We start from the raw sequence: 19,944 nt of genomic DNA, 5'->3' as shown, positions 1-19,944 counted from the left end.
GTGTTGTTCGACGTCGGACACGGCACAGCCAGTTTCAGCTTTGCCACCATGCGACAAGCGAGATCATTAGGAGTTGTACCGTATACGATCAGCACCGATATCTACTGTCAAAACATACGCGGACCGGTACACAGCCTGGCGATGACGATGACCAAGTTTCTGGCCCTCGGATTTCCGTTGGAGGAGGTTGTGGCTGCTGCGACGACAGCTCCTGCTGCCGTTTTGCGACTGGGTGAAGAGTTGGGGACACTGCGGGTAAGCACGGTGGCTGACATCTCAATCTTGCAGCTCACAGATAGGGTGGTCTCACTGATCGATTCGGAACAGGCAGCCATGACGTCAGAGCAGGTGCTGGAGCCCAGGTACACGATCAAATCGGGAAAGGTTTTGAAATGCAAATGATAATGGAAAACATAGTAGCAGAGATCGCGCAAGAGAACCAGCTAGAATTTACGGAAATTTCAGAATTAAAAAAACTGCTCTCCATCGTGGAAGCAGAGACACTGCAGGTAAACCTGGTGATACCAAACGATCGCTGGCTGGCGGTAGCCGTTCATTTATTGGGGTTTATCCGTCGGATCAACAGTGGCGAGACGCTCCCGCCGGTCGACCATGCGTTGTTCGCCGAGATCGCACCAGAGATGGTCTCATTGAGCGCCCGTGTGTTTGACGTGTACGGGGAGAAGACCAGTCGCCGTTATGACCAGAGCGAAATCATGCTGATGGCGGTTCATTTTGAGACAGCCAAAAGCCTACAGGAAGAACTTGGAGGAGGAGAAGATGGAAAACAAGGTAAAAGTGGTGATCGGTGATCGCCTTGGAAAGGGACAGAACATCGCCAAAGGTGTAGAAGCAGCAGGCGGTATTGCCGTTGTGATTCCAGGTGTAGGAGCCGACATGAAAGTAGGCGACGTGATGCAGGCGGAAAATGCCGACTTCGGACTCTCGTTTTGTGGGAGTGGCGGAGCCGGTGCCCTGACGGCAAAGACGAAATACGGGTATCCCGTCGAATATGGACTTCGTTCCGTTGATGGAGGCATATCCGCCTTGCGCAGCGGCTGCAAGGTGGTCGGATTCGGCTTTATGGATACGGAAGAGTTGGGCAGACGGATGACAGAAGAGTACATCAAGTTGAAGGGGAGATAAAGGTGTATAAAGAGCTGATCCACTCTTTGACGTTAAGCGGAAGTGGCGAAACGAAAGAAGCAGCGTTCAACCAGATCTTTGGTCAGATCAAAAAAACGATTGCCAGAGAGATTCCCGATCTTGTCGTCCGTATCGAGCCGATGCAGGTTGATGTGCTGTCGGCAGTGATGAGTTCGTACACGGAGCGATTCTTCGGCCTATTCTTTCCCAGGACGAGGATCAAGTACGAGATCAAGGCGATTGTGCAAGTCCGCCTCGGTCTGATCGAGCTGGACAAAATCGAATTCAAGCAGAAAGAACATCAGGTCTCAACCGTACAGCAATTGCTGCGGCAGGGATAAAGACAGAAGAAGACAAGGGGGAAAAGAATGGACACGTTCATGATTGTGGTCGAATCAATCATCATTGGGGCGCTAGTCGGCTTCGGAGTCGGTGCCGGTGCTGCACGCATGTTTCATGCTCCCAATGTACAGGGCATGGGGGCATTCCGTACCTTTGGCGAGTTGAATGCCTGCGCCGGGGACCCTATCTCGCACTTTTCATTTGGTCTTGGCTTTTTGTTTAATTCCTGGGCTTCCGTCGTCGGTGCCGGTGCCTTGACGCAGGACGTCGAACACCGGATTTTGCCCAACTGGGCGGCTGCTGTGTTGCTGTCCAAGAACAAAAACGTGGAGGAGACGCTGCACAACCCGAAAAAAATGGCCTTTGCCGGTGCGGCTGTGGGTGCAGTCGTCGTCACACTGCTGAACTCTACGGCTGCTGCGATCCCCGTGTCGATGCAGTTGGTGGCTACCGAGGTACTGGTGCCTGCAGCCAACTGGCTGATTAACCCGATCATGCCGATCGTCTTCTGGATGGCCGCGATCGACGCTGGACAGCGCACCGGATTATGGGGCACGGTGCTGGGGGGTCTGTCTCATCTGATCATGGGCAATGCCGTACCCGGTATTGTGCTAGGGATCTTGATCGGCAAAGGGGTGGATGATAGCGGCTGGAATCGCCTCACCAAAACGATGGTGACAGCCGTTGTGCTGCTGTTCGTCCTGAGTGGATTCTTCCGTGGATTCGATGCGGCTCTGCTGCACAGCATCGATGTTGACGTGCCACAATGGCTGATTGATCTGCACAAATTCTTTGGATCGGTGGTGAAATAAGGATGGAAACAACCAATCAACAGACGAAAGGTTTCTGGTATTCCGAATGGGCTTTTCCGCTGTTTGTGGCTTTCTTGTCGGCAGGTATTTTTGCCGGGACTCATCTCTATTACGTCTACCGTGTAGGGGCCTTTAACGACATTGCGGTCGTGGCCATGCTGGAAGCAGGGTTAAAGGGAGGCAGTTTTGGCGCGGCAGCTGCGTTTGGTGCCAGCTTCTTATTTGCCCGCGTCCTGGAAGGGCCGCTGGTGGGGATTCTTGACATTGGCGGTTCCTTACAGACAGGTGTAGGGATCGGGATCCCGGCGATGCTGCTGGGAGCAGGAATTACGGCTCCGCTTACTTCGTTCCCGCTCGCTCTGCTCACAGGAGCCGGACTGGGGCTTTTGATCGGTGGCGTGATTATCTTGATACGCAAGTTTACGATCAATTCGGCCAACTCTACGTTTGGAGCAGATGTGATGATGGGAGCGGGAAATGCGGCCGGCCGTTATCTTGGCCCACTGATCGTCATCTCGGCGATTATGGCTTCCATCCCGGTAGGCATCGGAGCCACAATCGGAGCGGCTGTCTTCTACTATTACAAAAAACCAATCGCGGGCGGAGCGATACTCGGGGCGATGCTGCTGGGAGCGATCTTCCCTATCGCCACCCAATAGGTTTGAAACAAAGGCGGGACAGATGATGAACATTTACCAACGCTACGGTTTGCGCCAGGTGATCAATGCAAGCGGCAAGATGACAGCACTGGGAGCCAGTGCTGTCCACCCTTCTGTCGCCCAGGCGATGGGGGAAGCAGCGATGGAGTACGTGGATATCGCCGCATTAATCAAAGCAGCCGGCCAAAAAATCGCCGCTGCAACGGGTGCGGAAGATGGCTGTCCTACCTTGGGCGCAGCCGCGGGGATCGCCATCTCAACCGCTGCGGTGATTGCCGGGACCAATCTTCGCTTGATTGAGCAACTTCCTTTATCAGAAGGACTGGCCAATGAGGTGATCGTGCAAAAAGGGCATGCGGTTCACTTTGGCGGATCGGTCGCACAGATGGTTCGGTTGGGCGGGGGCAAGGTAGTGGAAGCAGGCCACGCCAATCTGGTGGAAGCAGCGCACATCGAGGCGGCGATCAACGAACGAACCGTTGCCCTGCTATATATCAAATCCCATCATGCCGTGCAAAAAGGGATGCAGTCCCTCGAGACGATGCTAGCCGTTGCACATCGTCACGCCCTTCCCTTGATCGTCGATGCGGCCGCCGAAGAAGATCTGACCCGTTATGTGCAGGCAGGTGCCGATCTGGTGATCTACAGCGGGGGAAAGGCGATTGGCGGACCGACATCCGGTCTGATCTGCGGTCGAGCCAACCTGATCGAAGCGTGTCGCGCCCAGTACAAGGGGATCGGCCGCGCTATGAAAGTAGGGAAGGAAGCGATCATCGGTCTACTGGCTGCCCTAGCCCGATACGACCGCACCGAAGCGGAGGCCGAGCAGCAACGAAAACGGATGGAGTGGCTGGCGGAGAGAATCAACGAGCTGTCTGGTGTGAGCGCCCGTGTGATTCAGGATGAGGCAGGTCGCCCCATCTACCGGGCACAACTCACCATAGACAGAGAAGTGGCCGGGATAGATGCGTATGCGGTGATCCGCCGACTGGAGGCTGGCAATCCCGCTATCTATACCCGCAATCACTATGCCAACCTAGGGGTGATCAACATCGATCCGCGCCCCTTGTTCCAAGACCAGGAACAGATCATTCTGGAGCGGATCAGAGCGATTTTCGCCAATCCAGGAGAGGAGAAAAACCAGTGACAGAGAGAAAGCAACAGGTGAGACTGAACGTACTTGCCAGGGATGTAGAGAATGCGAAAGCGATTGTAGAGGAGACAGAGGGCAACGTATTGATCGGACTGATGGTGAAGCCGTACCCAACCGTCGAAGCGGCTGTTGACGTCGTACGTCAATATCAGCAGGCCAAGATCCCGGTCTCAGTAGGCTTGGGGGCAGGTGATCCCAGTCAATGGGCGAAAGTGGCGGAGGTGGCCGAACGAACCAAGCCGGAGCATGTTAATCAGGTATTTCCTGCTGCCGGCTATACGCTGGCCCGATTGCAGAGTGTTGGGAGCGCTCAGACGATCGTGAATGCCCTGATTACTCCCAGCGGCACACCAGGTAACGTGATCGTTTCCACCGGTCCGCAAAGTCAGGCTTATCCCGATCCGATATCTTGTGACGCAGCGTGTGCGATGCTGGCGGAGATGGGCATCCCTTCGGTCAAATTTTATCCGATCAACGGTGTTGACAGGCTGGACGAAGTGGTTGAGATGGTAAAGGCTGCTGTCCGTCACCAGATCCGCATCTTTGAGCCAACAGGCGGGATTGATGTACAGACGATCGGCCAGGTCGTACAGGTGTGTCTGGAAAATGGTATGGAACAAGTGATTCCGCATGTCTATACGGCTATTGTTGACAAATCTACTGGATTGACACGGATAGAGGATATTCGTCAGTTGCTGCGGGCCATATCGTAAGAAAGATACGTTTGATGGATGGGAGTGGTGATCGACATGATAGAGAAAAAGATTGTCGTCCAACTGGAACAGGGGCTGCACGCCCGACCTGCCGCTGCATTTGCACAGAAGGCCACTTCGTTTACAGGCGAGATTTCCATCAGCAACGGGGGCAAGTCAGTCAACGGGAAAAGCATTGTCGGGATCATGTCGCTGGCGGTGAAAAAGGGAGACGAAGTTGTGATAGCAGCCGACGGTCCCGATGAACGAGAAGCCATTGCCTGTCTGGAGCGACTGTTGGTTGACGGTGATCATGGATGAACAATAAGGACATCAAGCTGGTTGCCATCGATATTGACGGTACATTGCTGGACCGGGATAGCCAACTGCATCAGGATACGGTCGATACGCTGCAAGCGGTGAGGAAGGCCGGCATACAGGTTGTACTGGCCAGCGGCAGGACCTATCGATCGACGGCAATGATTGCCGAACAGGTCGGACTAGAGATCCCTATCGTTGCCTATAACGGTGCATTTGTTGCCCGACCAGGTGAGGAGCAGCCGCTCTGGAAAAGACCACTGCCCCTCACCAAAGCCCAAATGTTTTTGCGAGAAGCAGAAGCAATGGGCTGCTATGTCAAGGTGTATGTAGATGATCATTTGTACGTCCAGGCGGCGACAGAGGAAACGATCCGTTTTTCGGCCATTCATCAGGTAGACTATACGGAAGTGGGGGTGGGCCAGCTCTCACGGATCGACGTTGCGCCGATGAAGATCGTGATCATCGATGAACCGGAGCGGATTGACCAACTCTATCATCGCTTCCAGCACTGGACGGCGATTTTTAGCATGATTCGGGACTCTCCGCGGGGCATCGAGATCGTCCACAAGGGCGTGAATAAAAGTATCGGCATTGGCAAGCTTTTACCGTTGATGGGGCTTACCTGGGTACAGATCATGGCGATTGGCAATGAGCAAAATGACCTTGAGATGGTAACCGCTGCCGCCGTAGGTGTTGCGATGGGCAATGCCAGTACGCGTCTGAAACAGGAGGCTGATGTGATCACACTGTCGAATGACGAGCAAGGGGTAGCCCGCGTCTTGCAGCAAATGCTGTTGCTGGGACGAGGATGAGCGAAGAGCGGTCCATTGGGCCGCATCTGTTTCTGCTCTTGCTCATCCTTGTCAAAAGGAAGGGACGGGTACAGGCAGCTAGGTATTTTGATGCAGCGAATGGAGTCAAATCATACAAAATTTATCGATATTTTGGATTTGATGTGATAGAATCGTTTTTGTGATGACACAACAATGGTTATGAACAGCAACAACAGGGTATACACATAATAAAGACCGACAGGTGGGGCAACACCTGTCGGGCCTGTACAATAGTCGTTCCACGGACGGGACGGCTCGTAAGTGCAGGCGAGTGACCTCCCGGCTTAATCAGTGGCAGGGGAGGTCACTTCTTTTTGGTCGAGAACAGGAGTGCGATCAGTGTCCCAAACGCAAGCATCAGACTTAATGCCTCGTACACTGTCATGGCGTCACCCCCTTTCGCACGGGGATGAGCCGACTGTCCTCGAGGAGCCGAGTCTATTGTACATGGTAAATTATAACATGATTAACAGATCCGCAAAATCCTATCATCTAAGAAAAATGTTTCAAGTGCCATAACCTACTGTCGCTCCTGAAATAGGCCTGCACGGCTGCAGAGCTTGCCCTTACCATTGGCTCGTACAACCTGATGAGAGGGTGAGAGCCGGACTTAGGATTTGCTGGACAATCCATGTGCTGCCGCAAGAAACGTCTCTACCGTGCGGGAAAAGGTGACACTCCGCCCGTCGTTTTGCGAGCGAAGTGTCACCTGTCCCATTTTAGTAAGGCTGCCAGCGAAGTCGTCTCGCCTGCAGGTACCGATCCTGGACGTGGGGCCAGTTGACGACATTCCACCAGGCTTCAATATATTTTGACCGCTGGCTTTGATACTTGAGGAAGTAGGAGTGCTCCCAGACGTCGAGGACGAGCAGCGGAATCGATTCCCACTGGCTGAGGTTTTGATGCTTTTCTGCCTGCAGGATCGTTGTTCGTTGGGCGCGCGGCGACCAGACAAACAAGGCCCACCCGCCTCCCTCCACTTTTTCAGCGGCTTTGGAGAAATGGCGCTTGAAAGCATCAAACGAACCGAAGTCACGAATGATTTGCTCGGCAAGTTCACCTTGTGGCGTGCCGCCTCCGTTCGGATGCATCACCTGCCAAAATATCGTGTGCAAGTAATGTCCGGCACCGTTAAAAGCAGCTTCCCGCTCCCAGTGCTTGATGAGGTCAAAATTGTTGGTTGTTCTGGCTTCAGCCATCATGGTTTCGGCTTTATTCAAACCCTCAACGTAATTGCGATGCAGGATATCGTGATGGATCCGCATCGTTTCCGCGTCGATATGCGGCTCAAGAGCATCGTAATCGTAAGGCAGCGGCGGCAGTTTGTGCGCGCCGATGGGAACGGGTCGATTGATTGGCACTGGCTGACGCACTTGATTGGAAACAGGGAGCATTTGGTGCGATGGCTCGGATTGGCTGTTCTGGATCTGCCGCAGCAGCTGATGAAAGCGCTGCTGGATCTCCTCTGCTTGCGTCGTAAGACGGGTAATCTCAGTCTTGGGATCTCCTTTTTTGCGGAGCATGCTTGCTTTTTTGCCTATCTCCATAAATGCGTCGGTAAATCCGGCCAGATCTCGTTCTATATCCTGGGAAGGAAACTTGCGCCGCAGGTATTCTACCCACTGCATTCCCCATTGACTCCAGTCGATTAACTGCTGAATCTCATGTCTCAACACGATTCCTCCTTCTCTCCTGTACACTCGGAAAGTTGTCAGTTCGCGAAACTAAGTTTTTCTCATTCCCTTCCCACTATATGAGAAACGCCCAGCAAGGGTTCTGACCTCGCCAGAGAGGGTAGTACGATACGGGGCTGTGAAGAGAGAAGGGGTGCTGTCGGGAGGAACGCCTGCTAAAATAAAGTTGCGTGGCTATCTGAGTCCGCATATGGTAATAGCACCGACTTATCCCTTTCAAACAAAGGAGACTCCCAGACATGAGCAAACCGCAAGCAATCGGCATTATAGACTCTGGCGTCGGCGGACTAACGGTAGCGCGTGAAGTGATACGTCAATTGCCACGGGAACAGATTATCTATTTTGGCGACAATGCACGATGTCCGTATGGATCGAGGCCTGCGGACGAAATCAGGATGTTTACCAATCAAATGGTACAGTTTGTATTGCAATACCCTGTGAAAGCGTTGGTGATCGCCTGCAACACGGCGGCTGCCGTCGTGTTGGAAGAGGTGCGGAGCCGAACGGCGGTTCCGGTCATCGGTGTGATCGAGCCGGGTGCCAGAGCAGCGATTTCCGCTTCAAAGACGGGACGAATCGGCATCATCGGCACAGAGATGACGGTTCGGGCGGGAGCGTACGAACGAGTGCTGCAGCGGCTGAAACCAGATTTGTACACGATGGGCATGGCTTGTCCGCCTTTTGTCACTTTGGTGGAAAGCGGCCGATATCACACGCCGGAAGCACGGCAAATTGTGGAGCAAGTAATTGCTCCGCTTACACATGAAGAATTGGATACGCTGATCCTGGGCTGTACCCACTATCCGCTCCTGGCTCCGCTGATCGAGCAGGCAATCGGCAGTGACGTGACGTTGATCAGCTCAGCGGAAGAGACGGCACGTGAATTGAGTGCGCTGCTCTCCCTTCACCAACTCTACGCCGATCAGGGCCAGAGCAGGGTACGGCACCAGTTTTATACCAGCGGTGATGCACACCTGTTTCGACAGATCGGTGAAGAATGGATGGGATTCGAGATTGACGTTGAAACGAAATCACTCGATACGATTTATCAAGTGAAGTAAGCAGCGACGGATTCTGTCAATCGCTTTTGATGATTTGGGCAGTTTGTACGTTTCTTTCGGACAATGTACGCATAAACCCAAGCCCTGCTCGTATACATGTAGTACAAAGTGTGTCGAGGAGGTTGGGAAACTATGGTACTACGGCGCATCGGAGTTATGACTGCCGTGCTTGGAATCAGTACCGTTCTGCTTACAGGTTGCGGGTTGTTCGGCCCGGAAGAGGAGACGCGAACCAGTATAGATCCACCACCGCTTACCGAGGACGGCGGCGTAGAGATCGACGCAAGCGATGCGATCGACAGTGGCATCACTGATCCTGATGCGTCGGGGACGGATGACCAGGAGACCTCGCAGACCATTAATCGAACGGTCTACCTGCTGGATGCCAATGACTATGTCGTCCCGGTCACATTGCCGCTTCCTCAGACGGATGGTCCGGCCAAACAGGTGCTCAGTTACATGGTAAAAGGTGGACCGGTCGAAGAACTGCTGCCACAGGGGTTTGCTGCGATATTACCGGAGGGAACCAATGTGCTTGGGGCAAATATCTTGGAGGGCACGGTCACAGTAGACTTCTCTCCCGAGTTTACCAAGTACGCACCTGAGCAAGAAGAGGAGATCCTGCACGCCATTACGAGAGCGCTCACTCAGTTCGATTCGATCGAAAACGTGGAGATTTGGGTAAACGGCACTCCGCTGTCAGAGATGCCAGTCAACAAAACACCGATTACCGCGCTGAATCAGTCGACCGGGATCAATCTGGAATTGGCTGAAGGGGCCACTCCGGGAAGGACGAGTGCCGTGACGGTCTACTTTCAAGGTCAGCTTGATCAGGAACGCACCTACTATGTCCCGGTGACGCGCCTGATACCGGAGACCGACGATGTGGCCAGGGCGGTCGTAGAAGAATTGATCAGAGGGCCTAAGGAAGGTTCCCCGCTGTTCAGCTCACTGCTTGGCACGACAGAGGTAATCAGTGTTGAGAAGCAGGATGAGACGGTGGTAGTCAATCTGAGCGATGATGTGCTCAAGTATAACAATGGAAAAGAGGCCAATCCGGAAGCGATGCAGTCACTGGTATTGTCGCTCACGGAAAACACAGGGGCAAACAAGGTACAGGTGATGGTGGAAGGCAAGCCGCTTACTACTGCTGGTTCATACGATTTCAGCAAGCCGGTTGTGCGTCCGATGGAGATTAACTCATTCGCATTTTGACGGAGTGCCAACGTTAGTGGCGTGACTTAGACTGTCGACAATGGGGAGGTGTGGGGGGAGATGGTCCCCTGTCCCCGCCGCTTACGCTGTTGCCACCTACAGAGAGGCAAGATTGCCCGCCACGCCGGAATGGCGTGGTTTTTGTTTTTACGTTAGAACTGCGGTTGATGTCAGGGTTTGGCTACTATGTCCTCTTTTCATCGGGCAAGCTAGGTGTGGGAAGGTAGTGGCACAAGAGAACCTGCCTTGTTATAATGGCAAAAGTAGCCATCACTGTGTAGAGTGTTCGGGGCATGAAACAGATTCTAGGAGGAACTTGTATGAGAGTCGATGGACGAGCAAACGATCAGTTGCGTTCGATTACGATCACACGCGACTTTATCAAGCATGCGGAAGGGTCTTGCCTGATTGAGGTTGGCGATACCAAAGTGATTTGTACAGCCACGCTGGAGGAACGCGTGCCCCCCTTTATGAGAGGAGCAGGCAAAGGTTGGGTGACGGCTGAGTACGCGATGCTGCCCCGGGCGACCGAGACCCGCAATACTCGGGAGTCGTCAAAAGGCAAGGTTGGCGGACGTACGATGGAGATTCAGCGGCTGATTGGCCGTGCCCTGCGCTCGGTCGTCCACCTAGAGGCGATGGGAGAGCGGACCATTTGGCTCGATTGTGACGTAATCCAGGCAGATGGGGGAACACGGACGGCTTCCATCACCGGCGCATTTGTCGCGATGGTGGACGCGATGAACAAACTGGTCCAATCCGGGGTGTGGAAACAACTGCCGATCACTGATTTTCTAGCTGCTACATCCGTTGGCATCATCGACGGCGAAGCTGTCCTCGATCTAAACTACATAGAAGATTCGTCCGCAATCGTGGATATGAATATCGTGATGACCGGCTCAGGCAAGTACGTGGAACTGCAAGGGACTGGCGAGGAAGCGCCGTTTGGCGCGGACCAACTGCAGGCATTGCTCGCATTGGCTGAAAAAGGAGTTATGGAGTTAATCCACTTGCAGCGAGAGACACTGGGCGAGCTGCCCATGCTAGGTGCGGTTGAGAAAGCAGACGGGTCGCAGTCTGCATCGCAGACGCCGGATGGAGCGAAGCAGCCGAGCGATTCCGCTGAGCTAACGGAGGAAAACCGTGTCTGATCGGATGGAAGGCAAACGGATCGTATTAGCCACACGCAATCAGGGTAAAGTGCGGGAGTTTGACAAGCTGTTTGCCCGACTCGGCTGGGAAACGGTTAGTGTGGCAGCGTATCCGGATGCACCAGAAGTGGTGGAAGACGGGGATTCGTTTGAGGCAAATGCGATCAAAAAAGCGACGACGATCGCCAACTACCTCGGACTGCCTGCGATTGGCGACGATTCGGGTCTAGAAGTGGATGCCCTCAAGGGGGCGCCGGGTGTCTACTCGGCACGGTATGCGGGGGAGCGCGCCAGTGATGAAGAGAACTGGCGAAAACTATTGTCCGAACTGAAAGATGTGTCGCTGTCCAAGCGCACCGCTCGCTTCCGCTGTGTGCTGGCGTACGTCGAGCCCGGCCAAGCTCCGATTGTGGCCAGCGGCCAGTGCGAAGGGGTCATCGTGCACGAACCTGCAGGTGACGGTGGCTTTGGCTACGATCCGGTGTTTTTCCTGCCGCAGCGGATGTGTACCATGGCGCAGTTGGAACCGGACGAGAAAAACAGGATCAGCCACCGGGCCCAGGCGATGCAAAATTTGCTGCAAAAGCTGGAGGAGGCGATCCGATGAGCGCGTTGATTGTCAGCGATACCCATGGACTGGTCTATGAAGTAAAACAGACAGTAGAGAGACACCGACCAGAAGCCATCTTTCACTGTGGCGATTTTTGTATCGATAAAGGGAGGGAGCCGTTTTCAAGCATGCGGTTGGTCCGCGGCAATTGCGATACAGACCGGGGAGTGCCGCTTGAGCTGACCACCCATTGGCATCAGCTAAAGATTTACCAGACTCACGGTCATCTATACGATGTGAAAAGCTCGCTGATGAAACTTCACTACCGAGCGGAAGAAGTGGGGGCCAATGTCGTCTTGTTCGGTCATTCCCACTTTCCGTTGTGCACGGAGGAACGCGGGGTTCTCTTTTTGAATCCGGGCAGTCTGCAGCTTCCACGCGGCTATGATGTTCCGACGTATGCCTGTCTGGAACAGCTCGCCTACGACAGCGATCAGGTAGAGGTGGAAGTCCGTTTTTTCAATCATCACGGTGAACCTGTGACCGATCGGGGAGGGCGTTTTACCCTTCGTCGTTGAGTTCTTGAAATTCTGTAAGCATGTTGATATACTATAGTGGTTATGAACATCATCGTATTGCTACCTATAGATTGGCCCTAAGCGGGCAATCTTCTTGGATACAATCTAGGAGGGAGAAGTTTACGTGGCTGCAAAATGGGAAAAGGTAGAGAATAACCAGGGGGTCCTCACGGTTGAGGTGGAAGCCGAACAGGTAGACCACGCTCTGGATCAGGCATTTAAAAAGGTTGTTAAAAAGGTAAACGTTCCAGGTTTTCGCAAAGGCAAAATTCCGCGCAAGATTTTTGAAGCGCGTTTTGGTGTAGAATCACTGTACCAGGATGCGCTGGATATCCTGCTTCCTGAGGCGTATGGACAAGCTGTTCGCGAGACGGGGATCGAACCGGTTGACCGCCCGGAAGTGGATGTCGAACAGATGGGAAAAGGTGAAAAGCTGGTATTTAAGGCGACCGTTACAGTTAAGCCTGAGGTAAAACTGGGTGAGTACAAAGGCCTGGAGATCGAACCGAAAGATTTCACCGTGACGGATGAAGATGTGGAAGCTGAGCTGAAGCAGATGCAGCAGCGTCATGCCGAGCTGTACGTAGTGGAAGACGGCGGTATCGAGCAGGGTGACATGGTGCTGATCGACTTCGAAGGTTTCCAAGACGGCGTGGCATTCGAAGGCGGAAAAGCGGAAAACTACTCGTTGGAAGTAGGTTCCGGTACGTTTATCGCCGGCTTCGAAGATCAACTTGTCGGGATGAAGCAGGGTGAAGAGAAGGAGATCACCGTCACCTTCCCGGAGGAGTACCACTCCCCCAACCTGGCCGGCAAAGAAGCGCTGTTTCAGGTGAAAGTGAACGAAATCAAGCGGAAAAACCTGCCGGAGTTGGACGACGAGTTTGCCAAAGATGTGAGCGAGTTTGACACACTGGAAGAATTGAAGGCAGACGTGAAGAAAAACCTGGAGGAAAAAGCTAGTCGCGAGAAAGAGACTTACGTTCGTGAACAGTTGGTGTTGAAAGCATCGGAGAATGCGGAAATCGATATTCCCCAAGTGATGATCGAACACGAACTGGACCACATGGTGAATGAGTTCGCACAGCGTTTGCAGTACCAAGGGATGGATATCGAGCTCTACTACCAATTCTCCGGGATGGATGAAAGCCAACTGCGCGATCAGTTCCTCGATGATGCGACCAACCGCGTTCGCACCTCGCTGACGCTGGATGCAATCGCCAAGGCGGAAGAGATCCAGACAACCGAAGAAGACGTGACGGAAGAGTTGAACAAACTGTCCGAGATGTACAATCGTCCTGCGGAGGAACTGCGCAAGCTCTTCACCGCACAGGATGGTCTCGCCGGGCTATACCGCGACATTCAAACGCGCAAAACGGTAGATTTCCTGGTTGCAGAAAGCAAAGTAACCGCATAATCTAAGCACAAGGCACGAACACTCTATTCGTGCCTTGTTTTTCCAAGCGTCCCTTTCCGTACACTTGCGTCGGCAAACCCGAAGTAGTTCAATCGAGGTAGTGGATCTGTAGGAACAGTGGGCAAACAGGTAGAGGAGGTTCATCTGTATGTTGATTCCTATGGTAATCGAGCAAACCAACCGCGGCGAACGGGCATATGACATCTACTCGCGACTGCTGAAAGACCGGATCATTTTTTTGGGAACGGCGATCGATGACGATGTGGCCAACCTGGTCGTCGCTCAGCTGCTTTTTCTGACTGCTGAAGACCCCGAAAAAGATATTAGTCTGTACATAAATTCTCCTGGCGGCTCCGTCACAGCCGGGATGGCGATTTACGACACGATGCAGTTTATCAAACCAGATGTGTCTACTATTTGCATCGGAATGGCTGCCAGCATGGGAGCGGTCTTGCTGGCAGGCGGTGCAAAAGGAAAGCGATACGGGTTGCCAAACAGCGAAGTGATGATTCACCAGCCGCTGGGGGGCGTTCGCGGCCAGGCGGAGGACATCCGGATTCATGCCGACTGGATCTTAAAAACCAAGCGTCAGTTAAACGAAATCTTGGCGGAGAGAACCGGCCAGCCCTACGAACGCGTAGAACAAGATACCGACCGTGATCGCTTTATGAGTGCTGAGGAGGCAAAGCAGTACGGGTTGATCGACGACGTGATTGTTCGCAAGGAATTGTCCTGACGAGAGGTGATGAGTGATGTTTAAATTTAACGATGACAAGGGCCAGCTCAAATGTTCTTTCTGCGGCAAGTCGCAGGAGCAGGTCCGGAAGCTTGTTGCAGGTCCGGGCGTATACATTTGCGACGAGTGCATTGAACTGTGCAACGAGATCGTTCAGGAAGAGTTGGGCGGCGAAGAAGAAATCGATCTGAAGGAAATCCCGAAACCGGTGGAGATCCGTCATATTCTTGACGATTACGTAATCGGTCAGGAGATGGCGAAAAAATCACTGTCGGTTGCGGTTTACAACCATTATAAACGAATTAACTCCGGCGCGAAGATCGAAGATGTGGAACTGCAAAAATCCAATATTGTGCTGATCGGACCGACCGGGAGCGGAAAGACTCTGCTTGCACAGACGCTTGCGCGCATTCTCAACGTACCGTTCGCGATTGCGGATGCCACATCGCTCACGGAAGCCGGTTACGTCGGGGAAGACGTGGAAAACATCTTGCTCAAGCTCATCCAAGCGGCTGATTATGATGTGGAACGGGCCGAAAAAGGGATCATTTACATTGATGAGATCGACAAGGTGGCTCGCAAGTCGGAAAATCCATCGATTACTCGTGACGTTTCCGGTGAAGGGGTGCAACAGGCGCTGTTGAAAATCCTGGAAGGTACCGTTGCAAGTGTGCCTCCGCAGGGTGGACGGAAACACCCACACCAGGAGTTTATTCAAATCGATACGTCCAACATTCTGTTTATCTGCGGTGGCGCTTTTGACGGAATCGAGCAGATCATCAAACGCCGCATTGGCAAAAAGGTAATCGGATTTGGCGCCGATTTGGCCACAGACGGTGTGAAAGGCGATCTGAAACCAGGTGAATACCTGAAGTACGTACTGCCTGAAGACTTGTTGAAATACGGGTTGATTCCCGAGTTCGTCGGTCGTCTGCCGGTATTGGCCACACTGGAGCCACTGGACGAGGAGACACTGGTGCGCATTCTGACGGAACCAAAGAACGCACTTGTGAAACAGTATCAAAAACTGCTCAGTCTCGACGGGGTAGAGTTGGAGTTCGAACCGGGAGCACTTACACAAATTGCCAAAGAGGCGATCAAACGGAATACCGGCGCCCGGGGCCTGCGGGCGATCATCGAGCAGATCATGCTTGACATGATGTATGAATTGCCGTCGAGAGAAGACGTGGAGAAGTGTCTGATCACGGAAGAGACGGTGCGTGATCGGGTCAGTCCGAGACTAACCAACAAAGACGGCAACCTCCTGCACGGTGAAACCGCCTGATCTCGTCATAGGCACTCCGAATGTCGGAACCTATTTCATACGCCATCCTTTCGAGGGTGGCTTTCTTCGTTTACTCCCTCCTCCCTCAGGCAATACTACACAATAGCGAACACACGCAGAGCGGGTTGGGAGGGATGATGAATAATGGGCTATACAACGATGGTGATTGCAGGAATTGAAGTGGTGGTCGGTATCATTATCGGCACCTACTTTTGGAATTTGTTAAAAACGCAGCGGAGCAGTAAAAACTCGGTGGATCGAGAATCGAGAAAAGAAGTGGATCAGTTGCGCAAGATGCGCATGGTCGTCTTGACCGAACCACTTTCGGAGAAGACGCGTCCGGCCAAGCTGGACGAGATTGTCGGTCAGGAGGACGGATTGCGAGCACTGAGAGCGGCGCTTTGCGGTCCCAATCCACAGCATGTGATCATCTATGGCCCCCCTGGGGTAGGCAAAACCGCGGCCGCACGGGTCGTACTGGAAGAGGCGAAAAAAAACCCGCTTTCCCCCTTTAAGAACGATGCCAAATTTGTGGAGATTGACGCGACGATTGCCCGTTTTGATGAGCGAGGCATTGCTGACCCGCTGATTGGTTCTGTCCACGATCCGATCTACCAGGGTGCAGGGGCCCTCGGCCAAGCGGGTGTCCCCCAGCCTAAACCGGGAGCAGTAACCAAGGCACACGGCGGGGTGCTGTTCCTGGATGAAATCGGGGAGCTTCATCCGATCCAGATGAATAAACTGTTAAAAGTGCTGGAAGACCGTCGGGTGATGCTGGAAAGCGCCTATTACAGCGAGGAAAATTCGCAAATCCCCACTCACATTCACGAGATCTTTCAACAAGGACTTCCAGCTGATTTTCGCCTGGTGGGAGCCACCACACGCACTCCTGAAGAGATCCCTCCGGCGCTTCGTTCCCGCTGTCTGGAGATTTTTTTCCGCCCCTTGAAGCCTGCTGAGATCGGCAGCATTGTGCGCACCGCGGCCAGCAAGATGGACGTGGAACTGCTGCCAGAGTCGGTGCAGGTCATCGAGCGGTATGCGACGAATGGTCGGGAGGCGATCAATACCCTGCAGATCGCTTCCGGCATTGCCTTGACGGAAGAACGACGCACGATTCAGGCTTCCGATGTAGAGTGGGTGGTGCACAGCAGTCAGAAATCGCCGCGCCAGGAGAAACAGGTTCACCAGCAACCGCAGATTGGACTGGTTAACGGCCTTGCCGTTTACGGTCCCAACATGGGTGTGGTGATGGAAATCGAGGTGACGGCGACTCCGGCCAAGATGCCTGGCACCGGTCGGGCGACCATGACCGGTTTGGTGGAAGAAGAGGAACTGGGCGGGCGAAGCCGTACGATTCGCCGCAAGTCAACGGCCAAGGGATCGATTGAAAATGTACTGACTGTCTTGCATCGAATCGGTGTGAAGCCGTACGACTACGACCTGCACATCAACTTCCCCGGAGGTATCCCGGTGGACGGACCGTCCGCAGGCGTCACGATTGCGGTGGCCATCTACTCCGCGATTTGTGAGAAACAGGTTGACAATCTGGTTGCCATCACGGGTGAAGTGAGCATTCATGGAAAGGTAAAACCGGTTGGCGGAGTCGTATCCAAAGTGGAGGCGGCGAAACAGGCAGGGGCTGCCCGAGTGCTGATTCCCGAAGAAAATTGGCAATCGATCTTCGAGAACATGGAAGGAATCGAAGTGATTCCGGTCAAAACCGTTCAGGAAGCGATCAATCTGGCTGTCCTGCACGAAGAGGAGAAAAACGAGGAACCGGCAGCAGAACCGTTCGCCATTCCTGTCCAGCCGGATGAGTTGGCATCTCCTACGCTGCCCATGTAGTGTGCGGGAAACTGTATGCGGTATTAGACATCGCTTTTGGTTTACGCTAAAATTGTACAAAAACGTCTTACTTTCTAGGAAAGTGCTATTGACAAGAGGATTGGGGAGGTGCTTGGCCATGGGTGAATCGACGAAACGAGAAATCCCGTTGCTGCCGCTTCGGGGCTTGCTCGTCTACCCAAGCATGGTACTCCACCTGGATGTAGGCCGAGAGAAATCGATTAAGGCTCTCGAGAGCGCGATGGTGGATGACAACAAAATCTTATTGGCCACACAAGAAGAAGTACAGATCGAAGAACCGGATGCAGAACAGATTTACAAGGTAGGAACAGTAGCACGCGTCAAGCAGATGTTGAAACTCCCGAACGGAACGATTCGCGTTCTCGTCGAAGGACTGCAGCGGGCTAAGATTAATGAGTTTATTCGCCAGGACGACTACTTTCAGGTTTCCATTACCTATCTGGATGAGGTCAAATCAGACGATAATGAAGTGGAAGCACTGATGCGTACCGTTCTTCAACATTTTGAGCAGTACATCAAACTGTCCAAAAAAATTTCGCCAGAAACGTTTACCTCCGTCAGCGATATTGATGATCCGGGTCGGCTCGCTGATGTTATCGCGTCCCACCTGCCGCTGAAGATGAAAGACAAGCAGGAAATCCTGGAGACGATTGAGGTGCAGCAGCGTCTGGAGCGTCTGCTCAACATCCTCAACAACGAACGGGAAGTGCTGGAACTGGAACGCAAGATCAGCCAGCGTGTCAAGAAGCAAATGGAGAAGACACAAAAAGAATACTATCTGCGCGAACAAATGAAGGCCATCCAAAAAGAGCTGGGTGATAAGGAAGGACGCGCCGGTGAAGTGGAAGAACTTCGCGCCCAACTGGACAAGTCGGATATGCCGGAGAGAATCCGCAGCAAGATTGAAAAGGAACTGGAACGTCTGGAAAAAATGCCGTCTACTTCGGCAGAAGGCAGTGTGATCCGTACTTATATCGATACCCTGTTGGCATTGCCGTGGACGCGCAAGACGATCGACAATCTCGATATCAGCCACGCGGAAAAAGTGCTCGACGAAGATCATTACGGATTGGAAAAGCCAAAGGAGCGGGTGCTGGAATACTTGGCCGTCCAGAAGCTGGTCAACAAGATGCGGGGGCCGATCCTTTGTCTGGTAGGACCGCCCGGAGTCGGCAAAACCTCGTTGGCTCGCTCGATCGCCCGCGCGATGGAACGCGAATTCGTGCGAGTCTCGTTGGGGGGGCGTGCGTGATGAAGCGGAGATTCGTGGTCATCGCCGTACGTACGTGGGAGCGATGCCTGGCCGGATCATTCAAGGGATGAAGACAGCCGGTACCGTAAACCCCGTCTTTTTGCTGGATGAGATCGACAAGCTTGCTTCCGATTTCCGCGGCGACCCCGCTTCGGCGCTGCTGGAGGTACTTGATCCCAACCAGAACGACAAGTTCAGCGATCATTACATAGAAGAGACATACGATCTGACCAACGTGATGTTTATCACTACGGCCAATACCCTGCACACGATTCCGCGGCCCCTGCTGGATCGGATGGAGACGATCTACATCTCTGGCTATACGGAAGTAGAGAAACTGAAGATCGCACAAGGGTACCTGCTGCCCAAGCAAATGGAAGACCATGGACTGGGCAAAGATAAACTGCAGGTAAATGAGGAAGCGCTGCTCAAAGTAATCCGTCACTACACGCGGGAAGCGGGCGTTCGCAATCTCAACCGTGAAGTAGCCAATCTCTGCCGCAAAGCAGCCAAGTTAATCGTCTCAGGTGAGAAGAAGCGAGTCGTCGTCACCCCCAAAACGGTGGAGGGTCTGCTTGGCAAGCCGAAATACCGCTATGGTTTAGCCGAGGCAGAAAACCAGGTAGGCAGCGTTACCGGATTGGCCTGGACGGAAACAGGCGGTGATACGCTAAATGTAGAAGTTAGCCTGTTTCCGGGAAAAGGCAAGCTAACACTAACCGGTCAGCTTGGAGACGTGATGAAAGAGTCGGCGCAGGCAGCATTTAGCTACATCCGCTCCCGAGCCAATGATTGGAACATCGACCCGGATTTCCACGAAAAGAATGATATTCACATCCATGTGCCGGAGGGTGCGATTCCCAAAGACGGTCCATCTGCAGGGATTACCATGGCGACAGCACTCATATCAGCGCTCACCTCTATCCCTGTACGCAAAGAAGTGGGCATGACGGGTGAAATCACGCTGCGTGGACGGGTGCTGCCGATCGGCGGTCTCAAGGAAAAGGCGCTATCTGCCCACAGGGCCGGATTGACAACGGTGATCCTGCCCAAAGATAACGAGAAAGATATCGATGACATCCCGGAAAGTATACGAAACGAGTTGAAGTTGATTACGGTAGAGCACCTCGATGAGGTGTTACGTCACGCACTCGTGAAGAATGATCTGGTGAAGTAAG

Annotated in this window: 21 protein-coding genes and 1 pseudogene; 20 read left to right on the top strand and 2 right to left on the bottom strand. The window is 53.3% G+C overall.

What is annotated here, in order from left to right; translation table 11 throughout:
* The first annotated feature begins 3 nt into the window (after window positions 1-3).
* Genes LOK74_RS13590 through LOK74_RS13545 form a run of 10 tightly spaced genes read left to right on the top strand, consistent with a single transcriptional unit; the run spans window position 4 to window position 5,937 of the window.
* Window positions 4-402, top strand: coding sequence for an amidohydrolase family protein (locus tag LOK74_RS13590; RefSeq protein WP_230042575.1), 399 nt, complete (start codon window positions 4-6; stop codon window positions 400-402).
* Window positions 393-812: a PRD domain-containing protein gene (locus LOK74_RS13585; RefSeq protein WP_230042574.1), complete on the top strand. Its 420-nt coding sequence runs from the start codon at window positions 393-395 to the stop codon at window positions 810-812. The genes LOK74_RS13590 and LOK74_RS13585 overlap by 10 nt, the downstream gene beginning before the upstream one ends.
* Window positions 781-1,146, top strand: coding sequence for an SFCGS family glycine-rich protein (locus tag LOK74_RS13580; RefSeq protein WP_230042573.1), 366 nt, complete (start codon window positions 781-783; stop codon window positions 1,144-1,146). Before LOK74_RS13585 ends, LOK74_RS13580 begins: the two co-directional genes overlap by 32 nt.
* 2 nt (window positions 1,147-1,148) lie before the next feature.
* Complete coding sequence (locus LOK74_RS13575; RefSeq protein WP_230042572.1) at window positions 1,149-1,487, top strand: DUF4312 family protein; 339 nt, start codon at window positions 1,149-1,151, stop codon at window positions 1,485-1,487.
* 27 nt (window positions 1,488-1,514) lie between these two features.
* Window positions 1,515-2,300 (top strand): DUF4311 domain-containing protein, encoded by a 786-nt coding sequence (locus LOK74_RS13570; protein WP_230042571.1) that lies wholly within the window; start codon window positions 1,515-1,517, stop codon window positions 2,298-2,300.
* A 2-nt stretch (window positions 2,301-2,302) separates the two neighbouring features.
* Complete coding sequence (locus LOK74_RS13565; protein WP_230042570.1) at window positions 2,303-2,959, top strand: DUF4310 family protein; 657 nt, start codon at window positions 2,303-2,305, stop codon at window positions 2,957-2,959.
* A gap of 25 nt (window positions 2,960-2,984) precedes the next feature.
* The gene (locus LOK74_RS13560) at window positions 2,985-4,106 is read left to right on the top strand and encodes a DgaE family pyridoxal phosphate-dependent ammonia lyase (protein WP_230042569.1); all 1,122 of its coding nucleotides are present in this window, start codon (window positions 2,985-2,987) and stop codon (window positions 4,104-4,106) included.
* Window positions 4,103-4,825, top strand: a complete 723-nt coding sequence (locus tag LOK74_RS13555) for a KDGP aldolase (RefSeq protein WP_230042568.1) — start codon at window positions 4,103-4,105, stop codon at window positions 4,823-4,825. The genes LOK74_RS13560 and LOK74_RS13555 overlap by 4 nt, the downstream gene beginning before the upstream one ends.
* Window positions 4,826-4,861: 36 nt before the next feature.
* A complete protein-coding gene (locus tag LOK74_RS13550) occupies window positions 4,862-5,125 on the top strand; it encodes an HPr family phosphocarrier protein (RefSeq protein WP_230042567.1) in 264 nt (87 codons plus the stop codon).
* Window positions 5,122-5,937: a Cof-type HAD-IIB family hydrolase gene (locus LOK74_RS13545; protein ID WP_230042566.1), complete on the top strand. Its 816-nt coding sequence runs from the start codon at window positions 5,122-5,124 to the stop codon at window positions 5,935-5,937. Before LOK74_RS13550 ends, LOK74_RS13545 begins: the two co-directional genes overlap by 4 nt.
* Window positions 5,938-6,262: 325 nt before the next feature.
* Here LOK74_RS13545 and LOK74_RS24380 read toward each other — a convergent pair whose 3' ends face one another.
* Both LOK74_RS24380 and LOK74_RS13540 read right to left on the bottom strand, forming a co-directional pair.
* Entirely contained in the window at window positions 6,263-6,316 is a 54-nt protein-coding gene (locus tag LOK74_RS24380; RefSeq protein ID WP_420908788.1) for a hypothetical protein, read from the bottom strand.
* A 361-nt stretch (window positions 6,317-6,677) separates the two neighbouring features.
* A complete protein-coding gene (locus tag LOK74_RS13540; protein WP_230042565.1) occupies window positions 6,678-7,631 on the bottom strand; it encodes a superoxide dismutase in 954 nt (317 codons plus the stop codon).
* Between the two features lie 260 nt (window positions 7,632-7,891).
* Between LOK74_RS13540 and racE the strand changes: the two genes are divergently transcribed.
* From racE to lon, 10 genes and pseudogenes are all read left to right on the top strand, one after another.
* Window positions 7,892-8,713: a glutamate racemase gene (gene racE / locus LOK74_RS13535; RefSeq protein WP_230042564.1), complete on the top strand. Its 822-nt coding sequence runs from the start codon at window positions 7,892-7,894 to the stop codon at window positions 8,711-8,713.
* A 132-nt stretch (window positions 8,714-8,845) separates the two neighbouring features.
* Window positions 8,846-9,928 carry a GerMN domain-containing protein gene (locus tag LOK74_RS13530; protein WP_230042563.1) on the top strand — a complete coding sequence of 361 codons (1,083 nt, stop codon included), beginning with the start codon at window positions 8,846-8,848 and terminating at the stop codon, window positions 9,926-9,928.
* A 320-nt stretch (window positions 9,929-10,248) separates the two neighbouring features.
* Window positions 10,249-11,079, top strand: coding sequence for a ribonuclease PH (rph, locus tag LOK74_RS13525; protein ID WP_230042562.1), 831 nt, complete (start codon window positions 10,249-10,251; stop codon window positions 11,077-11,079).
* Between the two features lie 4 nt (window positions 11,080-11,083).
* Window positions 11,084-11,686, top strand: a complete 603-nt coding sequence (locus tag LOK74_RS13520) for an XTP/dITP diphosphatase (RefSeq protein ID WP_420908787.1) — start codon at window positions 11,084-11,086, stop codon at window positions 11,684-11,686.
* Window positions 11,683-12,207, top strand: a complete 525-nt coding sequence (locus LOK74_RS13515) for a metallophosphoesterase family protein (RefSeq protein ID WP_230042560.1) — start codon at window positions 11,683-11,685, stop codon at window positions 12,205-12,207. The genes LOK74_RS13520 and LOK74_RS13515 overlap by 4 nt, the downstream gene beginning before the upstream one ends.
* Window positions 12,208-12,331: 124 nt before the next feature.
* Entirely contained in the window at window positions 12,332-13,624 is a 1,293-nt protein-coding gene (gene tig / locus LOK74_RS13510; RefSeq protein ID WP_230042559.1) for a trigger factor, read from the top strand.
* 148 nt (window positions 13,625-13,772) lie between these two features.
* Window positions 13,773-14,360 (top strand): ATP-dependent Clp endopeptidase proteolytic subunit ClpP, encoded by a 588-nt coding sequence (clpP, locus tag LOK74_RS13505; protein ID WP_230042558.1) that lies wholly within the window; start codon window positions 13,773-13,775, stop codon window positions 14,358-14,360.
* A 16-nt stretch (window positions 14,361-14,376) separates the two neighbouring features.
* Window positions 14,377-15,645 (top strand): ATP-dependent protease ATP-binding subunit ClpX, encoded by a 1,269-nt coding sequence (gene clpX / locus LOK74_RS13500; protein WP_230042557.1) that lies wholly within the window; start codon window positions 14,377-14,379, stop codon window positions 15,643-15,645.
* A 144-nt stretch (window positions 15,646-15,789) separates the two neighbouring features.
* Window positions 15,790-17,493, top strand: a complete 1,704-nt coding sequence (gene lonB / locus LOK74_RS13495) for an ATP-dependent protease LonB (protein WP_230042556.1) — start codon at window positions 15,790-15,792, stop codon at window positions 17,491-17,493.
* Between the two features lie 118 nt (window positions 17,494-17,611).
* Window positions 17,612-19,943, top strand: a pseudogene (gene lon, locus LOK74_RS13490) (endopeptidase La).
* Window position 19,944: the final 1 nt, after the last annotated feature.

The sequence above is a fragment of the Brevibacillus humidisoli genome (assembly GCF_020923435.1).
Taxonomy (GTDB): Bacteria; Bacillota; Bacilli; order Brevibacillales; family Brevibacillaceae; genus Brevibacillus_E; species Brevibacillus_E humidisoli.
This window is presented reverse-complemented; position numbering and strand designations above follow the sequence as displayed.